28 protein-coding genes are annotated in these 26,013 nt (G+C 63.5%); 16 read left to right on the top strand and 12 right to left on the bottom strand.

Going from position 1 to position 26,013, the window contains the following annotated elements:
- Nucleotides 1–2: 2 nt before the first annotated feature.
- Entirely contained in the window at nt 3–725 is a 723-nt protein-coding gene (locus GGD40_RS32635; protein ID WP_179746402.1) for a DUF1045 domain-containing protein, read from the bottom strand.
- The gene (phnF, locus tag GGD40_RS32630; RefSeq protein ID WP_179746401.1) at nt 722–1,480 is read right to left on the bottom strand and encodes a phosphonate metabolism transcriptional regulator PhnF; all 759 of its coding nucleotides are present in this window, start codon (nt 1,478–1,480) and stop codon (nt 722–724) included. The genes GGD40_RS32635 and phnF overlap by 4 nt, the downstream gene beginning before the upstream one ends.
- 181 nt (nt 1,481–1,661) lie before the next feature.
- Between phnF and phnG the strand changes: the two genes are divergently transcribed.
- From phnG to GGD40_RS32595, 7 genes are all read left to right on the top strand, one after another.
- Nucleotides 1,662–2,159, top strand: coding sequence for a phosphonate C-P lyase system protein PhnG (gene phnG / locus GGD40_RS32625; protein ID WP_179746400.1), 498 nt, complete (start codon nt 1,662–1,664; stop codon nt 2,157–2,159).
- Nucleotides 2,159–2,779 carry a phosphonate C-P lyase system protein PhnH gene (phnH, locus tag GGD40_RS32620; RefSeq protein ID WP_179746399.1) on the top strand — a complete coding sequence of 207 codons (621 nt, stop codon included), beginning with the start codon at nt 2,159–2,161 and terminating at the stop codon, nt 2,777–2,779. The genes phnG and phnH overlap by 1 nt, the downstream gene beginning before the upstream one ends.
- Complete coding sequence (locus GGD40_RS32615) at nt 2,779–3,957, top strand: carbon-phosphorus lyase complex subunit PhnI (RefSeq protein ID WP_179746398.1); 1,179 nt, start codon at nt 2,779–2,781, stop codon at nt 3,955–3,957. The genes phnH and GGD40_RS32615 overlap by 1 nt, the downstream gene beginning before the upstream one ends.
- Nucleotides 3,954–4,877, top strand: a complete 924-nt coding sequence (locus tag GGD40_RS32610; protein WP_179746397.1) for an alpha-D-ribose 1-methylphosphonate 5-phosphate C-P-lyase PhnJ — start codon at nt 3,954–3,956, stop codon at nt 4,875–4,877. The genes GGD40_RS32615 and GGD40_RS32610 overlap by 4 nt, the downstream gene beginning before the upstream one ends.
- The gene (gene phnK, locus GGD40_RS32605; protein WP_179709978.1) at nt 4,874–5,644 is read left to right on the top strand and encodes a phosphonate C-P lyase system protein PhnK; all 771 of its coding nucleotides are present in this window, start codon (nt 4,874–4,876) and stop codon (nt 5,642–5,644) included. Before GGD40_RS32610 ends, phnK begins: the two co-directional genes overlap by 4 nt.
- An 8-nt stretch (nt 5,645–5,652) precedes the next feature.
- A complete protein-coding gene (phnL, locus tag GGD40_RS32600; RefSeq protein ID WP_179747128.1) occupies nt 5,653–6,417 on the top strand; it encodes a phosphonate C-P lyase system protein PhnL in 765 nt (254 codons plus the stop codon).
- Between the two features lie 97 nt (nt 6,418–6,514).
- Entirely contained in the window at nt 6,515–7,648 is a 1,134-nt protein-coding gene (locus GGD40_RS32595) for an alpha-D-ribose 1-methylphosphonate 5-triphosphate diphosphatase (protein ID WP_179746396.1), read from the top strand.
- A gap of 58 nt (nt 7,649–7,706) precedes the next feature.
- On the opposite strand, the gene GGD40_RS32590 is transcribed toward GGD40_RS32595, so the two are convergent.
- The 5 genes from GGD40_RS32590 to GGD40_RS32570 all read right to left on the bottom strand — a co-directional run bounded on the left by GGD40_RS32590 (nt 7,707) and on the right by GGD40_RS32570 (nt 12,123).
- Nucleotides 7,707–8,141 carry a lytic transglycosylase domain-containing protein gene (locus GGD40_RS32590; RefSeq protein ID WP_051980700.1) on the bottom strand — a complete coding sequence of 145 codons (435 nt, stop codon included), beginning with the start codon at nt 8,139–8,141 and terminating at the stop codon, nt 7,707–7,709.
- Between the two features lie 68 nt (nt 8,142–8,209).
- Nucleotides 8,210–8,569: a hypothetical protein gene (locus GGD40_RS32585; protein WP_179746395.1), complete on the bottom strand. Its 360-nt coding sequence runs from the start codon at nt 8,567–8,569 to the stop codon at nt 8,210–8,212.
- The gene (locus tag GGD40_RS32580; protein WP_179747127.1) at nt 8,566–8,874 is read right to left on the bottom strand and encodes a hypothetical protein; all 309 of its coding nucleotides are present in this window, start codon (nt 8,872–8,874) and stop codon (nt 8,566–8,568) included. The genes GGD40_RS32585 and GGD40_RS32580 overlap by 4 nt, the downstream gene beginning before the upstream one ends.
- Nucleotides 8,875–9,151: 277 nt before the next feature.
- Complete coding sequence (locus GGD40_RS32575; RefSeq protein ID WP_179746394.1) at nt 9,152–10,975, bottom strand: diguanylate cyclase domain-containing protein; 1,824 nt, start codon at nt 10,973–10,975, stop codon at nt 9,152–9,154.
- Nucleotides 10,975–12,123 (bottom strand): extracellular solute-binding protein, encoded by a 1,149-nt coding sequence (locus tag GGD40_RS32570; RefSeq protein WP_179746393.1) that lies wholly within the window; start codon nt 12,121–12,123, stop codon nt 10,975–10,977. Before GGD40_RS32570 ends, GGD40_RS32575 begins: the two co-directional genes overlap by 1 nt.
- A gap of 134 nt (nt 12,124–12,257) precedes the next feature.
- Between GGD40_RS32570 and GGD40_RS32565 the strand changes: the two genes are divergently transcribed.
- The 4 genes from GGD40_RS32565 to GGD40_RS32550 all read left to right on the top strand — a co-directional run bounded on the left by GGD40_RS32565 (nt 12,258) and on the right by GGD40_RS32550 (nt 15,221).
- The gene (locus GGD40_RS32565) at nt 12,258–12,401 is read left to right on the top strand and encodes a hypothetical protein (RefSeq protein WP_179709996.1); all 144 of its coding nucleotides are present in this window, start codon (nt 12,258–12,260) and stop codon (nt 12,399–12,401) included.
- A 228-nt stretch (nt 12,402–12,629) separates the two neighbouring features.
- Nucleotides 12,630–12,887, top strand: coding sequence for a hypothetical protein (locus GGD40_RS32560; protein WP_179709998.1), 258 nt, complete (start codon nt 12,630–12,632; stop codon nt 12,885–12,887).
- 188 nt (nt 12,888–13,075) lie between these two features.
- Nucleotides 13,076–13,858: an ABC transporter substrate-binding protein gene (locus GGD40_RS32555; protein ID WP_035555981.1), complete on the top strand. Its 783-nt coding sequence runs from the start codon at nt 13,076–13,078 to the stop codon at nt 13,856–13,858.
- Nucleotides 13,859–14,105: 247 nt separating this feature from the next.
- Nucleotides 14,106–15,221, top strand: coding sequence for a succinylglutamate desuccinylase/aspartoacylase family protein (locus GGD40_RS32550; protein WP_179746392.1), 1,116 nt, complete (start codon nt 14,106–14,108; stop codon nt 15,219–15,221).
- Between the two features lie 2 nt (nt 15,222–15,223).
- On the opposite strand, the gene GGD40_RS32545 is transcribed toward GGD40_RS32550, so the two are convergent.
- On the bottom strand, nt 15,224–16,030 hold the full coding sequence (locus tag GGD40_RS32545; protein ID WP_179746391.1) for a MetQ/NlpA family ABC transporter substrate-binding protein: 807 nt from the start codon (nt 16,028–16,030) through the stop codon (nt 15,224–15,226).
- Nucleotides 16,031–16,329: 299 nt separating this feature from the next.
- On the opposite strand from GGD40_RS32545, the gene GGD40_RS32540 reads away from it, so the two are divergent.
- Entirely contained in the window at nt 16,330–17,490 is a 1,161-nt protein-coding gene (locus GGD40_RS32540) for a porin (protein ID WP_179710007.1), read from the top strand.
- A gap of 91 nt (nt 17,491–17,581) precedes the next feature.
- On the opposite strand, the gene GGD40_RS32535 is transcribed toward GGD40_RS32540, so the two are convergent.
- Together GGD40_RS32535 and GGD40_RS32530 are read right to left on the bottom strand one after the other, a co-directional pair.
- Nucleotides 17,582–18,568: an NAD(P)H-dependent flavin oxidoreductase gene (locus tag GGD40_RS32535; protein ID WP_179746390.1), complete on the bottom strand. Its 987-nt coding sequence runs from the start codon at nt 18,566–18,568 to the stop codon at nt 17,582–17,584.
- A gap of 138 nt (nt 18,569–18,706) precedes the next feature.
- Entirely contained in the window at nt 18,707–19,150 is a 444-nt protein-coding gene (locus GGD40_RS32530; RefSeq protein ID WP_373565390.1) for a nuclear transport factor 2 family protein, read from the bottom strand.
- A 129-nt stretch (nt 19,151–19,279) separates the two neighbouring features.
- Here GGD40_RS32530 and GGD40_RS32525 point away from each other — a divergent pair, with 129 nt between their 5' ends.
- Complete coding sequence (locus GGD40_RS32525; protein WP_179746388.1) at nt 19,280–19,831, top strand: PadR family transcriptional regulator; 552 nt, start codon at nt 19,280–19,282, stop codon at nt 19,829–19,831.
- A gap of 52 nt (nt 19,832–19,883) precedes the next feature.
- Here the strand turns inward: GGD40_RS32525 and GGD40_RS32520 are convergent, their stop codons facing one another.
- The gene (locus GGD40_RS32520; RefSeq protein WP_179710013.1) at nt 19,884–20,576 is read right to left on the bottom strand and encodes an SDR family NAD(P)-dependent oxidoreductase; all 693 of its coding nucleotides are present in this window, start codon (nt 20,574–20,576) and stop codon (nt 19,884–19,886) included.
- Between the two features lie 154 nt (nt 20,577–20,730).
- Between GGD40_RS32520 and GGD40_RS32515 the strand changes: the two genes are divergently transcribed.
- Nucleotides 20,731–21,684, top strand: a complete 954-nt coding sequence (locus GGD40_RS32515; RefSeq protein WP_179746387.1) for a LysR family transcriptional regulator — start codon at nt 20,731–20,733, stop codon at nt 21,682–21,684.
- Between the two features lie 280 nt (nt 21,685–21,964).
- Here GGD40_RS32515 and GGD40_RS32510 read toward each other — a convergent pair whose 3' ends face one another.
- Nucleotides 21,965–22,192, bottom strand: a complete 228-nt coding sequence (locus GGD40_RS32510) for a hypothetical protein (RefSeq protein WP_179746386.1) — start codon at nt 22,190–22,192, stop codon at nt 21,965–21,967.
- Between GGD40_RS32510 and GGD40_RS32505 the strand changes: the two genes are divergently transcribed.
- Nucleotides 22,191–23,816, top strand: coding sequence for an alpha-glucosidase (locus GGD40_RS32505; protein WP_179746385.1), 1,626 nt, complete (start codon nt 22,191–22,193; stop codon nt 23,814–23,816). The genes GGD40_RS32510 and GGD40_RS32505 overlap by 2 nt on opposite strands.
- A 28-nt stretch (nt 23,817–23,844) precedes the next feature.
- On the top strand, nt 23,845–26,013 hold the full coding sequence (gene glgB / locus GGD40_RS32500; protein ID WP_179746384.1) for a 1,4-alpha-glucan branching protein GlgB: 2,169 nt from the start codon (nt 23,845–23,847) through the stop codon (nt 26,011–26,013).

The raw sequence follows: 26,013 nt of genomic DNA, 5'->3' as shown, positions 1-26,013 counted from the left end.
AGTTATTTCACCTCGCGGCTCTGGAACGGCACCCGCTGCCACAGCACGAACGGCTCGCCCGGCGCCGGCTCGACGAACAGCGCGGCATGATCGACCGGCAGCGGACCGAGTTCAGGCGCATGGGCCTGCCACCATGCGACCAGCACGGCGCGTTCTTGTGCGTCGGCGAGCGAACTGGACAGCGTCATATGGAAACGGAATTCATCGAACACGTACGGGTAGCCCCATTCGATCAGCAGCGCGCGTTGCCGCTCGCTCAGCGGCGCGGCGAGCCGGCGTGCGAGATCGGCGGCCGAGGGTTTGGCGCGCAGCGCGTCGAGCGTTTGCAAGGCCCCGGTGGCGAGCGTGCGAATGTCGGCCTCCGCGTGCTGATCCGCTGGACGCAGCGCGACGAAATCGCCCAGCGTTGCGGCTTCCACCGGCAAGGTGAACGGGCGCTGCGTATCGGCCCATGCACGCGTGGCGGCGAGCACGTCGTCTGGCGTCACGCCATTCGCGAGGCGAAACGGTGCGACCAGCGTGCCATGCCAACCATAGCGGTGCGGCGCTTCGGTCAACGCCAACAGCGGACGTGTCAGACCTGGCGGTTGCGGCGGCACGCAGGTGTCGCCACTTTCGGCATCGCGACCCAGCCAGGTCGAGCCGGCTTGCCACCATGCCGACTCGCGCGACGGCGCGTAATAGACCGCGAAACGTGCGTCGGCGCGCCACGCCGCGCCGCTCATACGTCGTGCTCCACCAGCAGTTGCACGCGATCCGCCGCGAAATGCGTGAAGCCGTATTTGATCGGCGTGCCTTGCAGATCCACGTCGACGTTTTCGACCCACAACACCGGCTGCTGACGATTGATATTCAACCGCCGCGCGACTTCCGGCTCAGGCAGCACGCTGCCGATGCGGCTCCACTTGCGCAGATAGTCGTTCACCCCGAGTTCCGCCATTGCTTTGGTAATGCCGCCGGTGCGCTCCAGCACCTCCGGCAACTCGGGAAAACGCGCGGCGGGATACCAGTTGCGCGCGAACGTGAGCGGCACACCGTCGGACTCGTGCAGCGATTCGATCCGGTAGACCGCTGCGCCGGCTCGCAGACTCAGCGCCTTCGCGACGCTCGGCTCGGCCTTCACGCGCACCGCCGACAACATCGTGCCGGCCGCCGCATGATGCTGTTGACGCAGGTTTTCGGTAAAGCGCGTGCGGCGGCCGATCGTATAGTCGATCGCGCCCGGTTGCACGAACGTGCCGCGGCCCTGCTCGACGCTGACGAGGCCCAACGCGGCGAGCCCGAGCATGGCCCGGCGCACGGTATGCCGGTTCACGTCGAAGCGTTTGGCGAGTTCGCCTTCGCTCGGCAAACGCCCTTCTTCGCCGAAACCGCTCGCGGCGATTTCCTTGGCGAGGATCTGTTCGATCTGCCGCCATACCGCAACGCCAGCGCCGCGTTCGAGCATCGTGCCCGGCGTCGCGTTGTCGTTCGATGTCATGGTGCTGTCATTCCCTTGAGTTCAAATTATCGCTATGACGTGCATTGTAGTGCGCAAGCCGTGATGGAAATGTGAAACGTCGGCAAAGCTCTACACGGCTCGACGAGCATACCCCTAAACGTCTAGACGTTTAGATGAATAAATGGTCAAATGTTGACTCGCTGGATCAACAGGAACTTCGATGAGCGCCCCTTCCGCCTCACCCTCTTCCGCTGCGCCTTCATCGGTCCGGCGCGCCTGGATGGCCGTCCTCGCCCGCACGCCGCGCGCCGATCTCGAAGCCGCGCTGCAGCATGCGCTGCACGACTTCCCCCCTCCCGCTTACGACTGGCTGCGACCGCCTGAAATCGGCCTCGCCATGGTGCGTGGACGTGTGGGCGGCAGCGGTGATCCGTTCAATCTCGGCGAGGCCACGGTCACGCGCGCCACGTTGCGTTTGCGGGTGGCCGAAGGCGCCGTGGCCACGGTTGGCGTTGCCTGTCATCTGGGCCGCGACCGCCGCCGCGCCGAACTCGCCGCGTTGGCGGACGCACTACTGCAAATGCCCGAGCATCACGCGGCTTTGCATGAGCAACTGATCGGGCCGTTTGCCGCGCAACAGGCCGCACAGCGCGACGCGCGGCGCGAGGACGTCGCGGCCACGCGCGTCGAATTCTTCACGATGGTCCGGGGCGACTGATGGAAAACTCACCGATTGCATTGTCCACACTCACGCCGGGTTTCGCCGATCCGGTGCATGACACTCAAGGGGTGTTCCGTACTTTGCTCGACGCGTTGTCGCGGCCGGGCACGATCGGCGTGGTCGAGAACGTGTTGCCGGCCGTACGTGGCACGCTTGCCACGCGCGCCGACCTCGCCGCGTTTGCCGCCTTGCTCGCGTTGTGCGACTACGCCACGCCGGTGTGGCTCGCGCAAACCGACACCGCGCTCAGTTCAGCGTTGCGCTTTCATACCGGCGCGCCGCTGGCGAACGATCCCGCTGAAGCCGCGTTCGCCTATATCCACGACGCCGCCACGTTGCCGCCGCTCGAGACCTTCGCGCTCGGCGCCGCGGAATCGCCCGAGCAGGCGGTCACGCTGCTGATCCGTGTCGACGCGCTAACCGGTGGCGCGCCGATCGTGCTGAGCGGTCCCGGCATTCAGCACACCGAGACGATCGCACCGGTCGGCCTGCCCGAAAACTTCTGGCGCGAACGCGCCGCGCTCGCGCCGCTGTTTCCTTGCGGTGTCGATTGTTATCTGGTCTGCGGCGACACGCTGATCGGCCTGCCCCGCACAACTCAAGCGAAGGTGAACTGATGTACGTTGCCGTCAAAGGTGGAGAACGGGCGATTGAAGCGTCGTGGCGCCTGCTCGACAAAGAGCGCCGTGGCGATCCGCAACTGGCCGAACTCAGCGTCGCGCAGATTCGCGAACAGTTGCGCCTGGCGGTCGCGCGTGTGATGACCGAAGGCTCGGTCTACGACGAAGAACTCGCCGCGCTCGCGATCAAGCAGGCGGCCGGCGATCTGGTCGAAGCGATCTTCCTGCTGCGCGCCTATCGCACCACGTTGCCGCGTTTCGGCTATACGCAGCCGATCGATACCGAAGCCATGCGGGTGGAGCGCCGTATTTCGGCGACTTTCAAGGACGTTCCGGGTGGTCAGTTGCTCGGCGCGACTTACGATTACACGCAGCGTCTGCTGGATTTCGCGTTGCTGGCCGAAGGCGATGCCGACGCGAGCGGCACGCCGCCCAACTTGTCGCCGCAGCGCGCCGCACCGGTTGTCGCCGAAGCCATGCCGCGCGTCGTCACGCTGCTCGACAAGGAAGGGCTGATCGAACGGGAACGTCCCACGCCGAACGCGCCGGAGCCCGGCGATCTGTCGCGCGAACCGCTCGCGTTTCCCGCGAGCCGCGCCACGCGCTTGCAGAATCTCGCGCGCGGCGACGAAGGTTTTCTGCTCGCCATGGGTTACGCCACGCAACGCGGCTATGCGAACTCGCATCCGTTTGCCGGCGAGATCCGCTTCGGCACGATCTCGGTCGAAATGGAACTCGACGAGTTGGGCGAGACCGTCGACATCGGTGAAATCGACATTACCGAATGCCAGATGATCAATCAGTTCGCCGGCAGCGGCGCAGTGCCGCCTACTTTCACGCAGGGCTACGGTCTCGCGTTCGGCCACTCGGAGCGCAAGGCGATGGCCATGGCGCTGGTGGATCGCGCGCTGCGCGCCGAAGAACTCGGCGAAACGCTGGCCTCGCCCACGCAGGACATCGAATTCATGCTGTCGCATAGCGATAGCGTCGAGGCGTCGGGCTTCGTTCAGCATCTGAAGCTGCCGCACTACGTCGACTTTCAATCGGAGCTGGAACTCGTGCGGCGCTTGCGTGCACAACACGTCGCACAGCACGCCACGCAGAACCGCGACGCAAGCGAAAGCGAAACCACGCCCCAGCAAACGGATCACGATCAGCAGGAGCAGGCAGCATGACCGCAGCCGCTACACCGCTTACCACGCCGTCGTACGACGCCGCCGCAGAGGGCTACAACTTCGCCTACCTCGACGAGCAGACCAAGCGCATGCTGCGCCGCGCGTTGCTCAAAGCCGTCGCCGTGCCGGGCTATCAGGTGCCGTTCGCCTCGCGTGAAATGCCGCTGCCGTTCGGCTGGGGCACGGGCGGCATTCAGGTCACCGCGGCGATTATCGGCCGCAACGACACGCTGAAGGTGATCGACCAGGGTTCCGACGAAACCACCAACGCGGTCAACATCCGCCGCTTTTTCGCGCGCACCACCGGCGTGGCGACCACGCGCCGCACCGTCGAAGCAACCATCATCCAGACGCGCCACCGCATTCCGGAAGCTCCGCTCACCGACAAACAGATTCTGGTCTACCAGGTGCCGATGCCCGAGCCGCTGTTCCGGCTCGAACCGCGCGTGGCGGAAAGCAAGAAGCTGCATGCGCTCGCGGACTACGGTCTGATGAGCGTGAAGCTGTACGAGGACATCGTGCATCACGGCAATATCGCCACCACGTACGACTATCCGGTGATCGTCAATCATCGCTATCTGGCGTCACCGTCGCCGATTCCGAAGTTCGACAATCCGAAGATGCATATGAACCCCGCGCTGCAATTGTTCGGCGCCGGCCGCGAGCGGCGCATTCATGCGATTCCGCCTTATACGCCGGTGCGCAGCCTCGACTTCGACGATCACCCGTTCGAAATACAGAAGTGGCAGCACGCGTGCGCGCTGTGCGGTTCGACGGAAAGTTTCCTCGACGAAATGATCGTCGACGACGCGGGCCAACGGATGTTCGTCTGCTCCGATAGCGATTACTGCCACGAACGCCGCGGCGACGCCGAATTCGATCCGTCGTCGCGCCCCACTGCTCAAGGAGAAGCAGCATGACGCCGCTGCTGAGCGCCCGCGCGCTCACCCAACAATACGGCGGCCGCAACGGCTGCAGGAACGTCAGCTTCGACCTGTATCCGGGCGAGGTGTTGTGCATCGTCGGCGAATCCGGCTCGGGCAAGACCACGCTGCTGAATGCGCTCGCGTTGAAAACCGAAGCCGACAGCGGCACGCTGCACTACACCGCCTCGCATGGGGAAAAGCTCGATTTGCTGACGCTGTCCGAACCGCGCCGACGGATGCTGATGCGCACCGAGTGGGGCTTCGTGCAGCAGAATCCGCGCGACGGACTGCGCAGCGGCGTCTCGGCCGGCGCGAATATCGGCGAGCCGCTGATGGCTGTCGGCGCACGCCACTACGGCGATATCCGCTACGCGGCCACGCAGTGGATGGAGCGCGTCGAACTCGACTCGTCGCGGATCGACGAATTTCCGGCCGCGTTTTCCGGCGGCATGCAGCAGCGTTTGCAGATTGCGCGCAATCTCGTGACCAGTCCGCGGCTCGTGTTCATGGACGAACCCACCGCCGGTCTCGACGTCTCGGTGCAGGCACGCCTGCTCGATCTGCTGCGCACGCTGACCTCCACGCTGCATCTGTCGGTGCTGATCGTCACGCACGATATCGGCGTGGCGCGTTTGCTCGCGCATCGCCTGATGGTGATGCAAGGCGGCGAAGTGGTCGAAGCGGGTCTGACCGATCAGGTGCTCGACGATCCGCAACACCCGTACACGCAAACGCTGGTTTCCTCGGTTCTGCCGGTTTGAGGCTCATGATGCAATCCATTGATACCGCCAATCCGACCTGCGCCGCCGGGCACGCATTCGCCGACAACGCCGCGTTGATGCTGCGCGCGGTCGACATCGGCAAGACCTTTACGTTGCATGGCCAGGGCGGCGTGCAGATCGAAGCGCTCGCGGGCGTGTCGCTCGACGTGGAGCGCGGCGAATGCGTGGTGCTGGTCGGCCCATCGGGCGCGGGCAAAAGCACGCTGCTGCGCTGCCTGTACGGCAATTACCTGGCGAGCACCGGTTCGATCGAGATTCGCGACGCCGCGGACGACGGCCGCGCCGTGTCGATCACCGGCGCCGAGCCGCACGACGTGCTGCGACTGCGGCGCGGCGTAGTCGGCTACGTCAGCCAGTTTCTGCGTGTGATTCCGCGTGTGCCGACGCTCACGCTCGTCGCCGAACCGCTGCTGTCGCGTGGGGTAGCCGAAGACGAAGCGCGCGCGCGGGCCGCGGCGCTGCTGGCGCGATTGAACGTGCCGGAGCGGCTGTGGACGCTGGCGCCCGCCACCTTCTCGGGCGGCGAGCAACAGCGCGTGAACATTGCGCGCGGCCTGATCGCCGGCCACCCGCTGTTGCTGCTCGACGAACCGACCGCTTCGCTCGATGCGGAGAACCGCGACGTGGTCGCCGATCTGATCGTCGAAGCGCGCGAACGCGGCGCGGCGATCGTCGGCATTTTTCACGACGAAGACACGCGCAACAAGGTGGCGACCCGCCGGCTCGAATTAAGGCCGCCGTTGCGCCATTGAGCGGATCGATTTGCGCCGTACCGCGCGAGAAACGGCATTACACTGAACCACCCACCCAGTCGCATCACTCAAGTCTGACTGACTACGGAGCAAGTCGATGTTGATCAGAAACGCTCGCATCGTGACGCGAGATGAAGTATTCACCGGCGTGGTACACGTCGAAGACGGCATGATTCGCGACGTCGAGCGCGGCACGACCACCGCGCGTGAAGCGCAGGATTGGGACGGCGACTATCTGTTGCCCGGCCTGATCGAATTGCACACGGACAATCTGGAGAAACATCTCGCGCCGCGTCCCGGCGTGCAATGGAATACCGACGCAGCGTTCGTGATTCACGATGCGCAGGTGGCCGCCGCCGGCATCACCACCGTATTCGATGCGCTCGCAATCGGTTCGCGCTCGAACGTGGGCTTGCGCGGCCGCGACGTGCAAACGCAATGCGCCGAATCGCTCACGCGTCTGTCCGAACGCAATCTGCTGCGCGCCGAACACTTTCTGCATCTGCGCTGCGAAATCGCCACCGCCGACGTGGTGGAACTGTTCGACTCGTTGTGCGCGCATCCATTGCTGCGGCTCGCCTCGGTGATGGACCATACGCCCGGTCAGCGCCAGTGGCACGACCGCGAGCAATGGCGCCGCTTTCAGGAGCGCAACGGCAAGCTGAGCGACGAACATGTCGCGACCGCGCTGACCGAGTTGTCGATCGAACAGGCCCGTTACGCCGACGCGCACCGCCGCGAGATCGTCGAACGTTGCAACCGGCTCGGCATTCCGGTGGCGAGCCATGACGACACGCTGGTCGAACACGTCGAACAGGCGCGCGCCGAAGGGATCGTGCTGGCCGAATTCCCGACCACTCGCGTGGCTGCGGAGGCCGCGCGCGAGCACGGCATTTCGACCATCATGGGCGCACCGAATATCGTGCGTGGCGGCTCGCATTCGGGCAACGTGTCGGCGCTCGAACTGGCCGAGGCGAATCTGCTCGATATCCTGTCGTCGGATTACGTGCCGTCGAGTTTGCTGACCGCCGTGTTCGAACTGGTCGCGAAAGCGGACTGGACGCTGCCGCGCGCGATGGCAACAGTCTCCGCCGAACCGGCGCGCACGGCCGGCTTGCATGACCGCGGCGCGATCGAAGCGGGCCTGCGTGCCGACTTCGTGCGGGTGACGATGCTCGACACGCTGCCGGTGCCGCGCGCCACGTATCGCGGCGGCGCACGGATCGTCTAGGTGCGGGCTTGAGATTGAGTGTGCGTGCGGGCGTGGGAAAAACGGCCTGGCGATCCGACTACAGTTGCCCCCACGCCACCAGCACCTTCTGGATACCGCGTGCGTAGGCGTCCCGCTCTCTCGGCGTTTCCGAGTGGTAGGCGCCGATCGCGCGCCACGTGTTGCCGTGCTTGACCATCTTCTGTTTCAGCAGCCAGGCCGCGACGTAGACGTTCACGCACGGATCGATCAGCGCGCGATGCGGCACCCCTTCGCGCGCGAGATCGCCGAAATGAATCGAGTTGATCTGCAACTGGCCGACGTCGATCGACCCATTGGCGTTGCGCCGAATCGCGCTCGGGTCGCCCTTCGATTCGTACCATGCCAGCGCGCGCAGCACCCACGGGTTGACGCCTTGATAGGCCGCGGCTTCGTTGAAGCAATCGTCGGCCGCTTGCGCTGTACCGCACGCCATCCAGCAGGCGAACGCAGCAAAGAAGATTTTCAAGGACATGCTTCATCCTTCCGCTCGAGAGCGATAAAGAGGTGAAAGCGGCGTGGTGTGTCGTCCTGCCTGCCGCGTTATTTGTTCATGGCCAGATCGATCTGGCGCTGCACGGTGTCGAGATACGCGTGCGACGCGTCGGACACGATCAGCCGCACCACCGGAGCCGGCGGCATGCGGCGCTCCTGCATCTGAACAGGCACGCGTGATTTCTTGCGATGCGGCGTCGGTTTGAGCGGCGCGCTGTCGTCATCGGTCGCACTCGGCGGCGGCAGCATGGCGAGCGACGGCAACGGCGGATACACCTTGTCCGCCGCCGGCGGAAACGCAGCGGCGGACTGCAAATCCGCGCCGGGCTGACTCGCGAACGCCGATGCGGCCAGCAGCGTGGTCAGGGCGAGCAATGCGCTGCGAGCGATCACGAGGGGCGCGTTCATTGAACCGTCCTGATCGACACGCTATACGGCTGCCCCAAGCCGGCCGTCCGGTTCTCGAAGTTCACCCGCGCCGTGCGTTGCGCGGGCACGCCTTTCCAGACCGCCTGATTCAGATAGCCGAAATCCTGGCCCAACGCGGTGACGAGCACGACCGTCGGCTGCGGCTGCGCGGCGGCCAGCGCGCCGGCTTTGGCCAGCACGGCGGTGAGTTGCGGATCGCGTGCACCGAGTGCGTCCGGCGGAATGTCGAAGCTGATCACTTCGTTCGGCGCCTTGTCCGGATGCGCCGCTATCGGCGGCGGCATCTGCGCGCAACCGGCGAGCGTCAGTGCAGCCACCAAGAAACAAACCTGTCGCTTCACGGAAAATCTCCAGTCAATCCGGTTGCCATAACGACGTTGTCGGCAAGCCCGCGACGAAAGTTGAGACGACGAAAACGCTTCCAGTGAAATGAAAAATACTTGCCTCAAGATCGGCGCAAACGATTGCTCGAGCGCTCGCCGAAGCGACGATCGAGGCAAACTTGCCTCGTGTTTTTGGCGGGTAATTGTCTGATTAAAGCGCGTTGCGGCGGGTCATCCGTCAGGCCATCGGCTCGGCCTCGCGGCCGGCCGTCGCGTCCTTACCGGCCCGCGCCTGCGCCTCTTCTTGCTGGGCGTGCTGTTCGCGCCGACGCGTTTCAAGCAGATCGTGATAGCGCAAATACGCGCAGCGTCCGCCGGATTTGGCCGCATACATGGCCGCGTCGGCGTTCAGCAGCAGTTCTTCGGCCGTGCCGCTGTCGTCCGGGAACTGGCTGATGCCGATGCTCGCGCCCACGTTCATGCTTTGCCCGTCCATTACGAGGGTTTCGTTCAACGTGTCCATGATGCGCGACGCGATCGCCGGCGCGGCCTCCGCGGAACGCGGCCCCTCGATCAGCACGATGAACTCGTCGCCGCCGAGTCGCGCCACCACGTCGGCGGTGCAGAGCACCTGCTTGAGCCGGCGCGCCACCACGGCCAGCACCTTGTCACCGATCGAATGGCCGAACTGGTCGTTGATCTGCTTGAAGCGGTCGAGGTCGACGAACAGCACCGCCAGACCCTCCTGACGCCGCGTGGCTTCGTCGATCGCGCTTTCGAGCTTCTGTATGAACAGCATGCGGTTCGGCAAGCCGGTCAGCCCGTCGTGCGTCGCCAGATGCACGAGCTCGCGTTGCTTGGCGTGCAGCACGTCCATCTGCGATTTGATTTCGCGGCGCAGACGATCGAAGCAGCGCGCCAGCACGCCGATCTCGTCGGTCCGTTTAAGCGGCAGCGTTTCCATGGCATGTTCGGCGAACAGATGCGTGGCCGCGTGCGCGAGCAGATGCAGCGGCTTGGTCAGCGCGCGTGCGAACAGCACGGCGAGGGCCAGCGCCAGCACGCTGAACACCAGCACCATACGAACGATGCGATCGCCGAGCAGATTCGCGCCGGACAACACGTCCTCGAGCGGCTTGGCGAGTCCGAGCACGATAAAGCGGTTGCCGGCGGAATCGCCGAACGGCCGGCGCACGAAGGCAAGCACCTGACCCGCGGCCTGCTTCGGCTTCACGAGGCCGTTGACGAGGATTTCGCTTTGCGACTGCTCGAAGAGCGGTTTGGTGACGGAGAAGCTGTCCTGGATCAGCACACGCCGGCCCCGGTCGAAGCCGAAGGTTTTCGATGCATCGGGATGGACCAGGAAATCGCCCCACTCGTTGGTGAGATAGACCTGGTAGTCGCTCGGTAAATCGCTTTGCAGGCGCTTGAGCAAACCGGCAAGGTCGACGTCGATCACCACGACGCCCACCACCTCGCCGCTCGCGTTCGCGACCGGCGTGCCGAGCCGCAAGGTCGGTTTGCCTTCTGCGCCATGCGCGCCGTACTCGTGATTGACCGAGATCGGCGACGTATAAATACGGCCCGGCGAAAACGCCAGCGTCTCGAACACATACGCGAACTGGCCTTTTTCCTGCAGGCTGTTGCCCTGCACGCGCGCGAGGCCGTCGCCGTCGCGGTCGAAGCGGATCAGTTCGAGCCCGTAGTGCTGCCGCGCGATCAGCCGGATCTGCAGATACTCGGGGTGATGGATCATGAAGCTCGAATACACCTGCGCCAACTGCTCGCGCGCCGCGTTCTTGCCGAGACCGTCGTCGGTTTGCGCAACGTCCGCCGCGGACGGCAAACTCGCGAGCACTTGCGCGTCGGCGCCGACGTCGTCGATCGAGCTGGAAAAGCGCTGGCCGAGCAGTTCCGTGGAAGTCAGCAGACTGTGGCCGGCTTCGTTCACCAGCATCGTGCGATTGGCGCGATACGCGTAATAGCCGGTCGCGCCGGACGCAAGCACGCCGATGCACGCGAGCAGCACCGACAACTTGACGGTCAGGCCGGGCCGTATCATCAGAAACGCTCCGACCGGTCGCCGGACACGATTCGGGCCCACAGGTCCTCGCGCCGCTGAATATCCTCCACCGGTCCGATCCACACGATGTGCGCGTTGTCGCTGTTGTCGACCGGCGCGCTCAGCGTATTGGCGAGCCCCTGACGTTGCGTGAGCAAGCCGCTCACGCCGGGTTCGAGCATGTAGTTGATCCACGCGAGCGCAAGCGCAGGGTCCTGCGCCGAACGCGTCATCGACCAGCAATCGAGCCACGCGAGCGCGCCTTCGTCGGGAATCACATAGCCCACGTCCGCGCCCGCGCGACGCAGCAATTCGACCTGCTGGGTGCCGTAATTGCCGAACATCAGCGCGACCTTGTGCTGCATGAAAACCGCGGTCGCTTCTTCGGGCAGCGTGTAATAGGTCAACAGATTGCGGCGCAGATCGACGAGCTTCTGCGCGATCGTGTGAATCTGCGCGGCGTCGAGTTGAAACGGATGCGTGTAGCCGAGCGCCAGCGCGGTGAACGAGAAGTTGTGCTGCGCGCTGTTGAAATCGAGCACCTTGCCGCGGTATTTCGGATTCCACAGCTCGCGCATGGAACGCGGCGGCACCGCGATCTGCTTGCGATCGTAGATCAGGCCCATCGACGAATACGTGAACGGAATCGCGTACACCTTGCCCGCCGACGTGAGCCCTTCAATCGACGTGCGCGCCTGAAACCGCGGCAGTTGCAGTTTCGTGTTCGGCAGGCTCGCCAGATCGAGCGGCGCCAGCAGATTGGCGCGCGAATAGCGCTGGATTTCGGCGGTGTTGGCGGCAAGCACGTCGAACGGCGGCGTGTCCTTGCTGTGCATCAGCGTCCACAACGCTTCGTCGGAATCGGCCAGGGTGACTTCCACCTTGACCTTGTAGCGCGACTCGAAGGTCTTGACCACGTCGTCATCGGCATAACCGGGCCACGCCAGTACGCGCAGGATTTTCTCGCCGGCCTGGACCGGCGCAGCCGAGAAAAACCCGCAGCACAAAATCGCGCCGAGCAGAAGCGGCAGCAATGCGGATAAAGCCCCGCAGCGCGAACTGGTCGCGCGAGCCGCAGCCCCCGCGATTCTCCGCGGGAAGAATCGTTTCCAACAGCGCATGTCATCTGCCATCAACATCTTGTGCATATACAACACCGTTTAGCAGAAGGCCTGGCCGACGAACGCCAGCACGCGGAGGCGATCCGCGCAGGTGGTGTTCGGTGACTTTCTTCAGACAGATACGCTCATTGCGCCGCCGGAAGCGAGCGCGAGGAGCATTGATGATAGCGCTAAAGCAATACAATTTTGTTTTCGGCCACGACGGTGTCGGGAAAAACGGCAAACCGGGCGTGACCGGTCAAACGGGCACATCCGCATTAACGGCGATTTATGCGGAATCTTTAATTTGGCGGGCCGCCGCTTGAAACGCACGCGCGTAGTAACAGGCTGTAATCAACCTTACTTAATAGCGCGACTCGAAAGGATAACTATGCCCAATGAATTATGGTATTAAGCGAGCCGCGCCCACGCCGGGGCAATACTTAAAGAAGAGCGGCACGGTTGCCGATAACGTTAACTTGTCCCTCGCCGGTAACGGTCAGGGCAAAGCATGAAGCGAACCGGTTTTCGGGTCGTCGAACAAGACAACCACAATGCGCTTGAAGAAAACAGAATGGATGTTGCTGGCCGTCGTGGCCGGCTCGGTAATGGGCTTCGGAAACTGGCTGCAAGGTGAAATGAACCGTGCGTCGCTTGCGCGCATTCAGCGCGATTCAACCAACCCGCAGGACTTGCAGGACTCGCATGGCGCATGCGCGGGCATGAATGCACGCGAGGCGGAAATGATGGGTAAAGGCGAACTCTGGTGCGGCGCGGTCGGCACTTTAAACCCCACCACATTCTCGCGTTAAAAGCTATCCTCATCCGCCATCCGGTGTTTCACTAGCTTCCCAATATTTTTGAACTGATAAGCTTGGCGCGCGCTGCTGGCCGCCCCGGCTGGCGGCTTCCACCCAAGCCCGGTCGTGAGTCGCGCCGGGCGGCCCGCCGCGGCAAAACCGCATATGGGCGTATTTGAACTACACCGAGGAGTTAATCAGTGAAAAAACTGCTAGCGGCTTTGACGGTTGCTTTGCTTGCTACCGTCTCGATTGGCGCACACGCTAAAGATTGGTCGACTATCCGTTTTGGCGTTGACGCCAGCTATCCCCCGTTCGAGTCCAAAGGCTCGGATGGCAAGCTCGTTGGCTTCGACATCGACCTCGGCAATGAAATCTGCACGCGCCTGAAGGCCAAATGCGTGTGGGTCGAAAACGACTTCGACGGCATGATTCCGGCCCTGAAGGCGAAGAAGTTCGACGGCGTGCTGTCGTCCATGTCCATGACGCCGCAACGCGCCGAACAGATCGCGTTCTCGTCGAAACTGTTCAACACGCCGACGCGCCTCGTGTCGAAGAAAGGTTCGGGCGTGATGCCGACGGCTGACTCGCTGAAGGGCAAGGCGGTGGGCGTCGAGCAGGGCACGATCCAGGAAACCTACGCGAAGACCTACTGGGAGCCGAAGGGCGTGAAGGTCGTTCCGTATCAGAACCAGGATCAGGTCTACGCCGACTTGCTGTCGGGTCGTCTGGACGCGTCGCTGCAAGACGCCGTGGAAGCTGAAATCGGCTTCCTGAAGACGCCGCGCGGCGCCGGTTATGACTTCGCAGGCAAGGATATCGTCGACGAGAAGGTCCTCGGCAACGGCGCAGGCATCGGCATGCGCAAGGAAGACACCGATCTGAAGGTGAAGGTCGACAAGGCGATCGCCGACATCATCAAGGACGGTACGTACAAGAAGCTCGAGAAGAAGTACTTCGACTTCGACGTGTACGGCAGCTAAGCCCTTCCCGCGCGCCTGACGGCGCGCGTGCCGGCTTGCAGGAAACGGGCTCCGCCACACGCGGGGCCCGTTTCGTTTGTGCCGCCCGGTCGACCCACGCCATGCGTCGGATCGGCTAAGATCGTGCGGTCGAGGCGCGTGAAGCGCGCTGCCTCCGCGTTGCTTTTGCCTTGCTGCCCAACCTGCTTTTCCACTGAAATCAACGACATAGCGCGGCACGCCTCGCTTGCCCGCGACTCCGAAGACCATGCAAACCCAAACCCATCCGCTGATTGCCCCGACGCTCGGCACTGCCCGTAACCTGACGAGTTTTCATTACGGTTCCGGCGGCGGGCAGAAGATTTATATCCAGTCGTCGCTGCACGCCGACGAGTTGCCCGGCATGCTGGTGTCGTGGGAACTGCGCCGCAAGCTGGCCGCGCTGGAAGCCGCCGGCAAGGTGCGCGGCGAAGTCGTGATCGTGCCGGTGGCCAACCCGATCGGCCTGAATCAGCACTTTCTAGGCCATCTGACGGGCCGCTTCGAGACCAACACCGCGCAGAACTTCAACCGCAATTTCCACGATCTGTCGGCGCTGGTGCAACCGGTGATCGAGTCGCGTCTGAGCGACGACGTCGACGCCAACCGCAGCGCCATCCGCACGGCCATGCGTGAAGCGCTCGACGCGCAAAAGCCGGCAACCGAACTCGAATCGCAACGTCTGGCGCTGCAAAAGCTCTCGTACGACGCCGACGTCGTGCTCGATCTGCATTGCGACTGGGAAGCCGCGCTGCACCTCTACACGAACCCCGACCTGTGGCCGGAAGTCGAGCCGCTCGCGCGCTATCTGGACGCGAAGGCCTCGCTGCTGGCGCTCAATTCGGTGGGCAACCCGTTCGACGAAATTCACAGCTTCTGCTGGTCGGATCTGCGTGGCCGTTTCGGCGAGCGCTTCCCGATTCCGAACGGCTCGATCTCGGTCACGATCGAACTGCGCGGCCAGCGCGAGGTGTCGTACGAGTACGCCGAGCGCGACGCGCAGGCGATCGTCGAGTATCTGACCTCGCGCGGCGTGATCGACGGCACGGCCGCCCCGCTGCCGCCGCTCGAATTCGCCGCCACGCCGCTGGCCGGCGCCGAGCCGATCGTCGCGCCGATCAGCGGCGTGCTGGTGTACCGCTGCGAAGTCGGCACCTGGGTCGACGTTGGCCACGAAATCGCCGACATCGTCGACCCGCTGACAGATCGCGTCGTCACGTTGAAGAGCAGCGTGGCCGGCGTGCTGTACGCGCGGCATCTGACGCGTTTCGCGACGGCCGGGCTGGAGTTCGCGCGGATTGCCGGCGCGACGGCGTTTAGAAGCGGCTCGTTGCTGAGCAACTAGGCTCAGAACGCCGGAATAATCGCGCCTTTGAACTGCGTGTCGATGTACTTGCGCACTTCATCCGACTCATACGCCGCGACCAGCTTCTTCACCCACGGCTGGTTGCGGTCCTGCACGCGCACGGCGATCAGATTCGCATATGGGCCTTTCAGGTCTTCGATCGCGATCGCGTCTTTGGTCGGCTGCAGGCTGGCCTTGACCGCGTAGTCGGTGTTGATCGACGCCGCGTCCAGATCGTCGAGCGCGCGCGGCAGTTGCGCGGCATCCAGTTCGACCAGCTTGATCTTCTTCGGATTCTCGACGACGTCGAGCGGCGTCGCGTTGACGCCGTTCGTGCCGACGCCCGGCTTCAGCTTGATCACACCGTACTTCTGCAACAGCAGCAACGCGCGGTTGCCGTTCGACGGATCGTTCTGGATGCCGACCTTCGCGCCTTCCGGCAAGTCCTTGAGCGACTTCAGTTTCTTCGAATAGAAGCCCATCGGCGAGACGTAGGTCAGGCCGACGTTGACGATCTTGTAGCCGCGCTGCTTGATCTGGCTGTCCAGAAACGGCTGATGCTGAAATCCGTTGGCGTCGAGATCGCCCGAGTCGAGCGCGGCGTTCGGCTGCACGTAGTCGTTGAACTCGATCACCTTCACGTTCAGACCTTCGCGCGCCGCGACTTTGGTCACGACCGACCAGATCTGCGCATCCGGGCCGCTCATCGTGCCGATCCTGAGTTCCTTGTCCGCGGCTTGCGCCAACGTTGCCGTCAGCGAAATGGCGGCGATTGCGAGCAGATTCTGGATGATTGTCCGGCGTTGCATACGTTTTCCCCACGGGCGATGTGATTGGTAGGGGCGCATCGTCGCATGCGCTAACCGCCCGGAAAACCAATCGTTTTTCACACGCTTAGATGGCGAAAAGTGAAAAAGCTTATACGCAGCGTGGCTTGTGCGAATTCGCCTTGCAACGCTATGTGAGTGTCGCGCCGGCGCGACAGATTTCAAAAATAAGCAAACCTGTCACATACCTTACTCTGCGTTCCCTTAAATTTCGGCCCATCGCACGACCTTGCCAAAGAGCTGGGCTTGGCGATCGCTCAATTTTTTATCCGGAGAAAGTCTTGAACAAGAAAGTATTTGCCGCCGCTACGCTCGCAGTCTTCGCTTCCGCCGCTCACGCACAAAGCAGCGTCACGCTGTATGGCCTGATCGACGCAGGTATCAGCTACGCCAACAACTCGAAGACCGCAAGCGGTCACGACAACCTCGTCAAGTACGACGACGGCGTCGCTCAAGGCAGCCGTTGGGGCCTGCGCGGCACCGAAGATCTGGGTGGCGGCCTGAAGGCGCTGTTCGTGTTGGAAAGCGGCTTCAACAGCGGCAACGGCACGCTCGGCCAGGGCGGCGCGTTGTTCGGCCGTCAAGCTTATGTCGGTCTGTCGCAAAACAACGTCGGTTCGGTGACGTTCGGTCGCCAGTACTCGTTCTCGACCGACTATCTGGGTGGCAACTACTCGACCGGCGGCCAGACCGTCGCGGGTAACTACGCTTACCACATCAACGACATCGACCAACTGACGTCGAGCCGTATCAACAACGCAGTCAAGTTCAGCAGCGCGAATTTCGCGGGCCTGACCTTCGGCGCGATGTACGGCTTCTCGAACCAGGCTGGCGCATTCGCAGGCGCACCGGCAACGGGCCCGGCAACGGCATCGGTGGCAGGTTCGTCGCGTGCTTACAGCTTCGGCGTGAACTACGCAAACGGCCCGTTCGGCGTCGGCGCAGCGTACACGGACATCCGTTACCCGGGCCAGGCATCGCCGATCTTCTCGACGGCTATCTCGAACCTGACGCTCAACACCGTGCGCGATCTGCGTACGTTCGGCGTTGGCGGCCGTTACTCGATCGGCGCAGCGACGCTGTGGGCGTTGTACACCAACACGCACTTCTCGCCGATCACGGGTGCGTCCACGACGTTCGCAGCGTATGAAGCAGGCGCGAAGTACGCATTCACGCCGGCTCTGACGGCAGGCGCGGGCTACACGTACATGCACCTGAGCGGCTCGAACACGGGTCACTTCAACCAGGGCGACCTGAGCCTCGACTACGCGCTGAGCAAGCGTACGGACGTGTACGCACTGGGCATCTACCAGATCGCTTCGGGCCGCGTCGGTTCGTCGAATCTGGCAGCACAGATCGGTTCGAGCACGAGCTACTTCGGTAACTCGGGCACGGCTGACAACCAACTGGCGTTCCGCGTCGGTATCCGTCACAAGTTCTAAGCGAGTCTTTGCCGGCGAGGAGCGTCAGCGCCTTGCCGGTTCGAGATTCAGGAAAAACGCCCTACGGGGCGTTTTTCACTTTCTGCTCGCCTCAGAGGGCGCGGACCAGCCCGGCAGCGAGCTCCAGGCGGTTGCGCGCGGCCTGGTATTCATCGACGAAACTCGCCACCAGTTCGGCCGCGGGCATGACCCGCTTGACCGCGCCGACGCCCTGGCCGGCGCCCCAGATGTCGCGCCATGCCTTGGCCTTGCTGATGTTCTCGGCGCTGAAGTTCATGCTGGACGGATCGGACTCCGGCAGCGCATCCGGATCGAGCCCGGCGTTGGCGATGCTGTGGCGCAGGTAGTTGCCATGCACGCCGGTAAACAGATTGGAATACACGATGTCCGCGGCCGTGCTGTCGACGATCATCTGCTTGTAGCGCTCGTCCGCATTGGCTTCCGACGTCGCGATAAAGGCCGAGCCGATATAGGCCAGATCGGCGCCGGCCGCCTGCGCGGCGAGGATCGCATCGCCGCTGGCGATCGCGCCGGACAGCGCTAACGGGCCGTCGAACCATTCGCGGATCTCGTGCAGCAGTGCGAACGGCGACAGCCGGCCGGCATGTCCACCGGCACCCGCTGCGACCGCGATCAGGCCGTCCGCGCCTTTGTCGATCGCTTTCTTCGCGAACGTATTGTCGATCACGTCGTGCAACACGATGCCGCCGTACGCATGCACCGAACGGTTCACGTCCTCACGCGCGCCGAGCGACGTGATGGTGATCGGCACCTTGTATCTGGCGCACAGCTCGAGATCGTGCTCCAGCCGGTTGTTCGACTTATGCACGATCTGATTGACCGCGAACGGCGCGGCCGGCCGCTCCGGATGACGGGCGTCGTGCTCGGCCAGCTCATTCGTGATGCGCGCCAGCCATTCCTCCAGCACCGGTCCAGGCCGGGCGTTGAGGGCCGGGAACGAGCCGACGACACCGGCCTTGCATTGTGCGATCACGAGCTCGGGGTTGGAGATGATGAACAGCGGCGAGCAGATCATCGGCAGCGCGAGGCGGCCTTTGAGTATGGCGGGTAAGGACATGAGTTTTCCTACAAGGAAGGAACGATGTTCAGTGCTTGCCGGCAACGACCCGGCAGCGGCCCGGCAGAAAACCGGCAGCAAGTTCGGCAGCAGGTTCGGCAACCAGCCGTGGTGTCGGCAAAGCGGGAGTGCGGCCGCTCAGACCGCGGCGCTCTTGCCGCTCAGCAAGGCCTGGGCCGATGCCAGTTGCGCCCCCATCTGAGCCGCCAGCGCCTGCAGGCCGCTCATGGGACGCACCATGACCTCGAATTCCTCGATCTTGCCGTGCTCGTCGAAGCGCAGCATGTCGATGCCTTTAAGCGATTTGCCGTCGACTTCGGCGCTGAATTCCAGCACCACGCTACGGCCGTCTTCGCTGACGAAACGGCGGTGGTACTCGAATTGGCGGAACACGCCGTTGACCGTTTTCAAGATCAGCCGGATGGCCGCTTTGCCCGGATAGGACGTGTGCGCAACCGGCGAGCGAAACACGATGCTGTCGGACAGCAGCGGATCCAGCTCGTCCATCGCATTGCGTTGCAAAAGGTCGTGCCAGGCCGACAGCGTGCGCTGCGCGGCTTCGGATAAGGGGTGTGCTTCCACGTCGGTCTCCTGGGGATAGGCGTTTATCAATACGCAACTGGTTGCATAAAGAATAGCGGGATGCCGCACGATATGCAACTGAGTGCATAAAGTTTTGCGACCTGCACGGCAGCCGCTAAAATGGCGCCCATGTCCATTCAACACGCCCTCCTCACTTCGCTGCTGGAAAAGCCTTCCAGCGGCTACGACCTTGCGCGGCGCTTCGACAAATCCATCGGCTATTTCTGGCATGCCAGTCATCAGCAGATTTATCGCGAACTTGGGCGGATGGCCGAGGCGGGCTGGATCGTCGCGAGCGACGACGAAGAAGGCGGCAAGCGCCGCCGCCGGCTGTACCAGGTGCTGGCGCCGGGGCAGGACGAACTGGCGCGCTGGGTGTCGGAGCCCACGACAGACGGCGACGCGAGCCGCGCCCTGCTGATCAAGCTCAGGGCGGAGTCCGTCATCGGCCCGCATGGGGTGGATCGGGAATTACGCCGGCTCATCGCCGAGCATCGGGCCAAGCTGGACACCTATCTCGAGATCGAACAGCGCGACTTTGCGGCGAGCGATATGTCGATCGCGCAGAAGCTGCAGCATGCGGTCTTGCGCGGCGGCATCATGACGGAGCGCGGTTGGCTCGAATGGGCCGGCGAGGTGTTGCCCATTCTGGAGACGGCCGGGCGCAGCGCGCCTCAGTAGTTGCCTCAGTAGCCGCAGTAGCCCTTGCCCGGCGAGCAAGCAGACGGTCGCCTCACCACGGAACCACTCGACCGAGATAGTCGAGGTAATGCAATCCTGAGCGTCCTTCGTAGGCGTCGATCGTGTTCAACAGGTTCGGAATGCTTTCCTCGATACTCAAGCGCGCTTCCGGTCCACCCATGTCGGTTCGCACCCAACCCGGCGCCATCAATAGCAAGGTTCGCGGGTCGTCGGCGTGGCGCGCCGCGAAACTGCGCATGAACATGTTCAGCGCGGCCTTGCTGCCGCGATACACCTCGTAATTGCCGTTGACGTTGTTCGTGACGCTGCCCTGCCCCGACGACATCACGCCGATCGTGCCGTTTGGCTGCACGAGATCCTGAAACGCCTCGACCACGCGCATCGGACTGAGCGCGTTCGTCACCATCACGCGGATGAATTCATCCGTCGACACGTCGGCAATAGTTTCGCGGTCGTCGTTCTTCACCCCCGCGTTGACGAACAGCACGTCGAGTTGCCGTCCGGCGAGTCGCGCGCGTAACGCCGCGACCTGCTCGGCAAGCGTAATGTCCACCGTTTCGATTTCCAGCGCACCGCCGAGTCGACGAAGACCGTCCGTCGACGAAGCTCGCGCGGTGGCGATCACGCGCCATCCGCGCTTCAGGTATTCCGCGGCCATCGCGAGACCGAGGCCACGAGACGCGCCGACTAGCAGCACAGTTTTCTGCGCAGAGGTGATTTGCATAAGATAGGTCCTGGTGAATGAGGCTCGCCGACGTTGTCGGCGCCGAGCCGGTCCACTCAATATATCGATGCGCGACACACGGCGGAAGGCGCGCCGCCTGCACTCATTAGCTGCACGAAACGCCTCGTCCCAAACGCCGATGTTACGATCGAGCATGCCCGAACCCGACCTGAACCTGCTGATTGCGCTCGATACCCTGCTGACGGACGGCAGCGTGGCAGGCGCCGCGCGCCGCCTGGGATTAAGCGCCTCCGCGATGAGCCGAACGCTGACCCGGCTGCGCGCCGTGACTGGCGATCCGTTGCTGGTCCGCGCGGGTCGCGAGATGGTGTTGACGCCGTATGCCGAAGTCATTCGCGAACGCACGCGCAATACGGTTCACGAGGCTCGCGCACTGCTTCGCCCGTCCGCGACGGAACCCGATTTCTCGACGTTACGCCGCACCTTCACGCTTCGCGCCAACGACGGTTTCGTCGAAGTCTTCGGCTCGGCGCTGATCGCCGCCGCAACCTCGCTCGCACCGCACGTGTGCCTCTCCTTCATGCCGAAAGCCGAGAAGACCGCCGCGCCGCTGCGCGACGGTTCGGCCGATCTCGAGATCGGGGTGCTGGGCGAGATGGGTCCCGAGGTGCGGGTTCAGGCGCTGTTCCGCGATCGTTTTATCGGCGCAGTCCGGAAGGGGCATCCGTTGGCAACGGAGGGAGACGTGACCGCCGAACGCTATGTCGCATTCGGCCACGTCGTCGCATCGCGGCGCGCGTGCACTCGCGGACCGGTCGATGACGCGCTGGCCGCGCTCGGTCTCGAACGCAACATCGTGGCCGTGGTGCCGAGCTTTCCCGCCGCACTCGCGGTGGCGCGAACGTCGGATCTGGTGGCGCTCGTGCCCGCGTCGTTCATGGTGAGTCGAACGGAACCGCAACGCGACCCCGCGGGCGACGACATCTTCGCCTTCGACCTTCCCGTGACGACCGAAAAAATCACGGTGTCGCAGATGTGGCATCCGCGTCTGGAGGTCGACCCGGTGCATCGCTGGTTGCGTCAGCTCGTACTGTCAGTTTGCCGGCAGCGGATTCCATTTGACATTCCCCCTGCACGATTAACATAAATTGACATTGCGAAGTCAGTCGCGCGATTAAACTCACTTCCAGTTCTGTCTAAAAATAGTTCGATGCAGGCGAGTCTTATTTTTATTACGATATCCTGACTTTCGTTTCGCATTAAGCGAATTAATCCGGTTCATTCCGATTAGCTCGATCAGTAAGCAGTTTTGAAATTGACATTTGTGTAGCAAGTCCAACTTAACTGCTGACCTATGAAGTTCATCATGAAGCCTTGCAAAGCACCGGCATGCCTGCCATCCACTCGACCGCTCCCAGCCGCGAGCGTCATAAGAACGGCGTGATCCCGGCATCGAGCATTTTGCGAACGCCTTCCCGGGTCATTCGTCGATAACGCGTGCCGCCGCCGTGCTCATCTCCCATAGATGAAGCGGAATAGCGCGGATTAAACGACACCCCGTTTCGACCCATTGCAATTGCGTTGCGAACACGTTGAACACGCAATCGTATTGGCCGAATCGACGTCCATAACAAATAGAGGAGAAAAGCATTCATGTCCATGCAATGGTGGCGCGGCGGCGTGATCTATCAGGTGTACCCGCGCAGTTTCGCCGACGGCAACGGCGACGGCGTGGGCGATTTGCCGGGTCTCACCGCAAAGCTCGACTACATCCATTCGCTCGGCGTGGACGCGATCTGGGTGTCGCCGTTCTTCACGTCGCCGATGAAGGATTTCGGCTATGACGTGTCGAACTATCGCGACGTCGATCCCACCTTCGGCACGCTGGACGATTTCGACCGTCTGATCGACAAGGCGCACGCACTCGGCCTGAAAGTGATGATCGATCAGGTGTTGAGTCACTCGTCCGATCAGCATGCGTGGTTCGTCGAAAGCCGGACGAGCCGCGACAATCCGCGCGCCGACTGGTACGTGTGGGCCGATGCCCGCGCCGACGGCACGCCGCCGAACAACTGGCAATCCGTGTTCGGCGGCTCGGCCTGGCATTGGGAATCGCGCCGCCGCCAGTACTACCTGCACAACTTTCTGACCAGTCAGCCCGATCTGAACTTTCATCATCCGGCGGTGCGGGAGCAGATGCTGTCCGAGGTGCGTTTCTGGCTTGACCGCGGCGTGGACGGCTTCCGCTTCGACGCCTGCAATTTCCATTTTCACGACGCGAAGCTGCGCGACAACCCGCCTGCCGAATCGAGCGGCGGATTCATGGTCTCGTCCGAAAACCCCTATCGGATGCAGGAGCATCGCTACGACAACACGCAGCCGGAAAACGTCGCCTTCTTCGTGCAACTGCGGGCGTTGCTCGACGAGTACGGTGCGGCGAGCGTCGGCGAAGTCGGCGGCGAAAATGCGCTGGCGACGATGGCGCAATATACGGCCGACGGCGACAAGCTGCACATGGCCTACAGCTTCAACCTGCTGACGCCCGAGTTCAGCGCCGCGCACGTGCGCGAGACGGTCGAGCAAATGGAAGCCAAGCTGGCCGAATACGGCGGCAAGGGCTGGACCTGCTGGTCGACCGGCAACCACGACGTGCCGCGTGTCATGACACGCTGGGGCAAGGAGCACGGCGGTCCGTCATTCGCCCGCCTGGTGCTGGCCATGCTGAGCACGTTGCGCGGCAGCGTCTGTCTTTACCAGGGCGAGGAACTCGGCTTGACCGAGGCCGATATTCCGTTCGAGCGCATTCAGGATCCCTACGGCATCACGTTCTGGCCGGAATTCAAGGGACGCGACGGTTGCCGCACGCCGATGCCGTGGCGAGCCGATGCGCCATTCGGCGGTTTCTCGCCGGTCGAACCGTGGCTACCGATGCCGCACGCGCATCTGACGCAGGCGGTCGATCTGCAAAGCGAAGATCGCAATTCCACGCTCGCGTTCTTCCGACACTTCCTCGCCTGGCGCAAGCGGCATCCGGCGCTGCAGGAAGGCGACATCCGCTTTCTCGACGCCGCGGAGCCGCTGCTCGTGTTCGAACGCACGCTCGGTGCCGATCGCTACGTATTCGTCTTCAACCTGGGCGCCACACGCGAGACCTGGACGTTCCCCGCGGGGCTGAAGCTCGCCACCGTGGACGGCCACGCCCTGCGCGGCGGCGCCCTGGGCGACCGCCGGATCGATCTGGCGCCCCACGGCGGATGGATTGGACGGTCCTGTTCATAGCAATCCGAAGTTCATAAGGAACGGTCCGATGTTCAATCAGGATGTGATCGCCGCATTGCTGGCGGGCGAGCATGACGACCCGTTCGCGGTACTGGGCATGCAGCGAACCGCCGACGGCCTGGTCGTGCGGGCGCTGCTCCCCGGTGCGTGCACGGTCGGCGTGGTGGAGCGCGCCGGCGGCCGCGAGGTGGCCACGCTCGATCGCGTCGACGGTGGCGATCTGTTCGCCGGGCGCATCGTGGGACGCGACGAGCCGTTCGCCTACCGCTTGCGGATCGACTGGGGCATGCACCGGCAGGATCTCGACGACAGTTACCGCTTCCCGCCGCGGCTCGGCGACACCGACGTCTGGCTGCTCGCCGAAGGCACGCATCTGCGTCCCTATGAAAAGCTGGGCGCGCATCCGCTCGAGATCGACGGCGTCGCGGGCGTCGGTTTCGCGGTGTGGGCGCCGAACGCGAAACGCGTGTCGGTGGTGGGCGGCTTCAACAACTGGGACGGTCGGCGTCACATGATGCGGCTGCGCCACGAATGCGGCGTGTGGGAGACGTTCATCCCGGACGTGGCCGCCGGCGATCGCTACAAATTCGAAATCCGCACGCAGCAAGGCGACGTCCTGCTGAAGTGCGACCCGTTCGCTTTCCGCGCCGAAATGCGGCCCGCCACCGCGTCGGTGGTGAACGGACTCGTGCCGGTCACGCCGGCCGATCCGGCTCGACAGCGCGCCAACGCACTCGACGCACCGATCAGCATCTACGAGGTACACGCCGGCTCGTGGCGGCGTGTACCGGACGACGGCAATCGCTGGCTCACCTATCGGGAGCTGGCCGGGCAGTTGATTCCGTACGTGAAGGAGATGGGCTTTACCCATATCGAACTGCTGCCGCTGAACGAGCATCCGTTCGACGGCTCATGGGGCTATCAACCCACCGGCCTCTACGCGCCCACCTCGCGCTTCGGCTCGCCCGACGATCTCCGCTATTTCGTCGAGACCGCGCACGCGAACGGTATCGGCGTGCTGCTGGACTGGGTGCCGGCCCATTTCCCGACCGACGCGCACGGTCTCGCGCAATTCGACGGCACCTGTCTCTACGAACACACCGACCCGCGCGAAGGCTTCCATCACGACTGGAACACGCTGATCTACAACTACGGCCGCAAGGAAGTCGCCAATTACCTGACGGCCAATGCGCTGTTCTGGATTGAGCGTTACGGCGTGGACGGCCTGCGCGTCGATGCGGTGTCGTCGATGCTGTATCGCGATTACAGCCGGGCGCACGATCAATGGATTCCGAACCGCTTCGGCGGTCGCGAGAATCTGGAGGCGATCGACTTTCTGCGTAGCATGAACCGGATCGTCTGCGCCGAACGTCCGTCGGCGATCACCTTCGCGGAGGAATCGAGCAGCTTCCCGAACGTGTCCCGTCCGTTGGAAATGGGCGGACTCGGCTTTCACTACAAGTGGAACATGGGCTGGATGAACGACACGCTCGCGTACATGGCGCAGGATCCGGTGCATCGCAAATACGATCACGGCAAGCTGACCTTCGGCCCGTTCTACGCCTTCAGCGAGAACTTCGTGTTGCCGCTCTCGCACGACGAAGTGGTGCACGGCAAAGGGTCGATCCTCGCCCGCATGCCCGGCGACGACTGGCAGCGCTTCGCCAACCTGCGCGCCTACTACGGCTTCATGTGGGGACATCCCGGCAAGAAATTGCTGTTCATGGGCTGCGAGTTCGGCCAGGCGGACGAATGGCAGGCCGACCGCAGTCTCGACTGGCACCTGCTGGCGAACCCGCTGCATAGCGGCGTGCAACGGCTGGTGCGCGATCTCAACGCGGTGCAACGGCACTATCCGGCGCTTCATCGGATCGATTTCGATTCGCGTGGCTTCGAATGGATCAGCCACGACGATTGCGAGAACTCGGTGTTCTCGTTCATTCGCCGGGACGACGACGGACACGTCGTGCTGGTGATCTGCAATTTCACACCGGTGCCCCGTCACGACTACCGGATCGGTGTATCCGCGCACGGCCGCTACCGCGAGATCATCAATACCGACGCGGCGATTTACGGCGGCAGCGGCATCCACAACGACGACCGGCTCGCCGAACCGGTGGCTTCGCATGGCCGCGACTGTTCGCTCGTGCTGACGGTGCCGCCGCTCGCGACGGTGATGTTCGAGCTGATCGGATAA

The sequence above is a fragment of the Paraburkholderia bryophila genome, from assembly GCF_013409255.1.
Lineage (GTDB): Bacteria > Pseudomonadota > Gammaproteobacteria > Burkholderiales > Burkholderiaceae > Paraburkholderia.
This window is presented reverse-complemented; position numbering and strand designations above follow the sequence as displayed.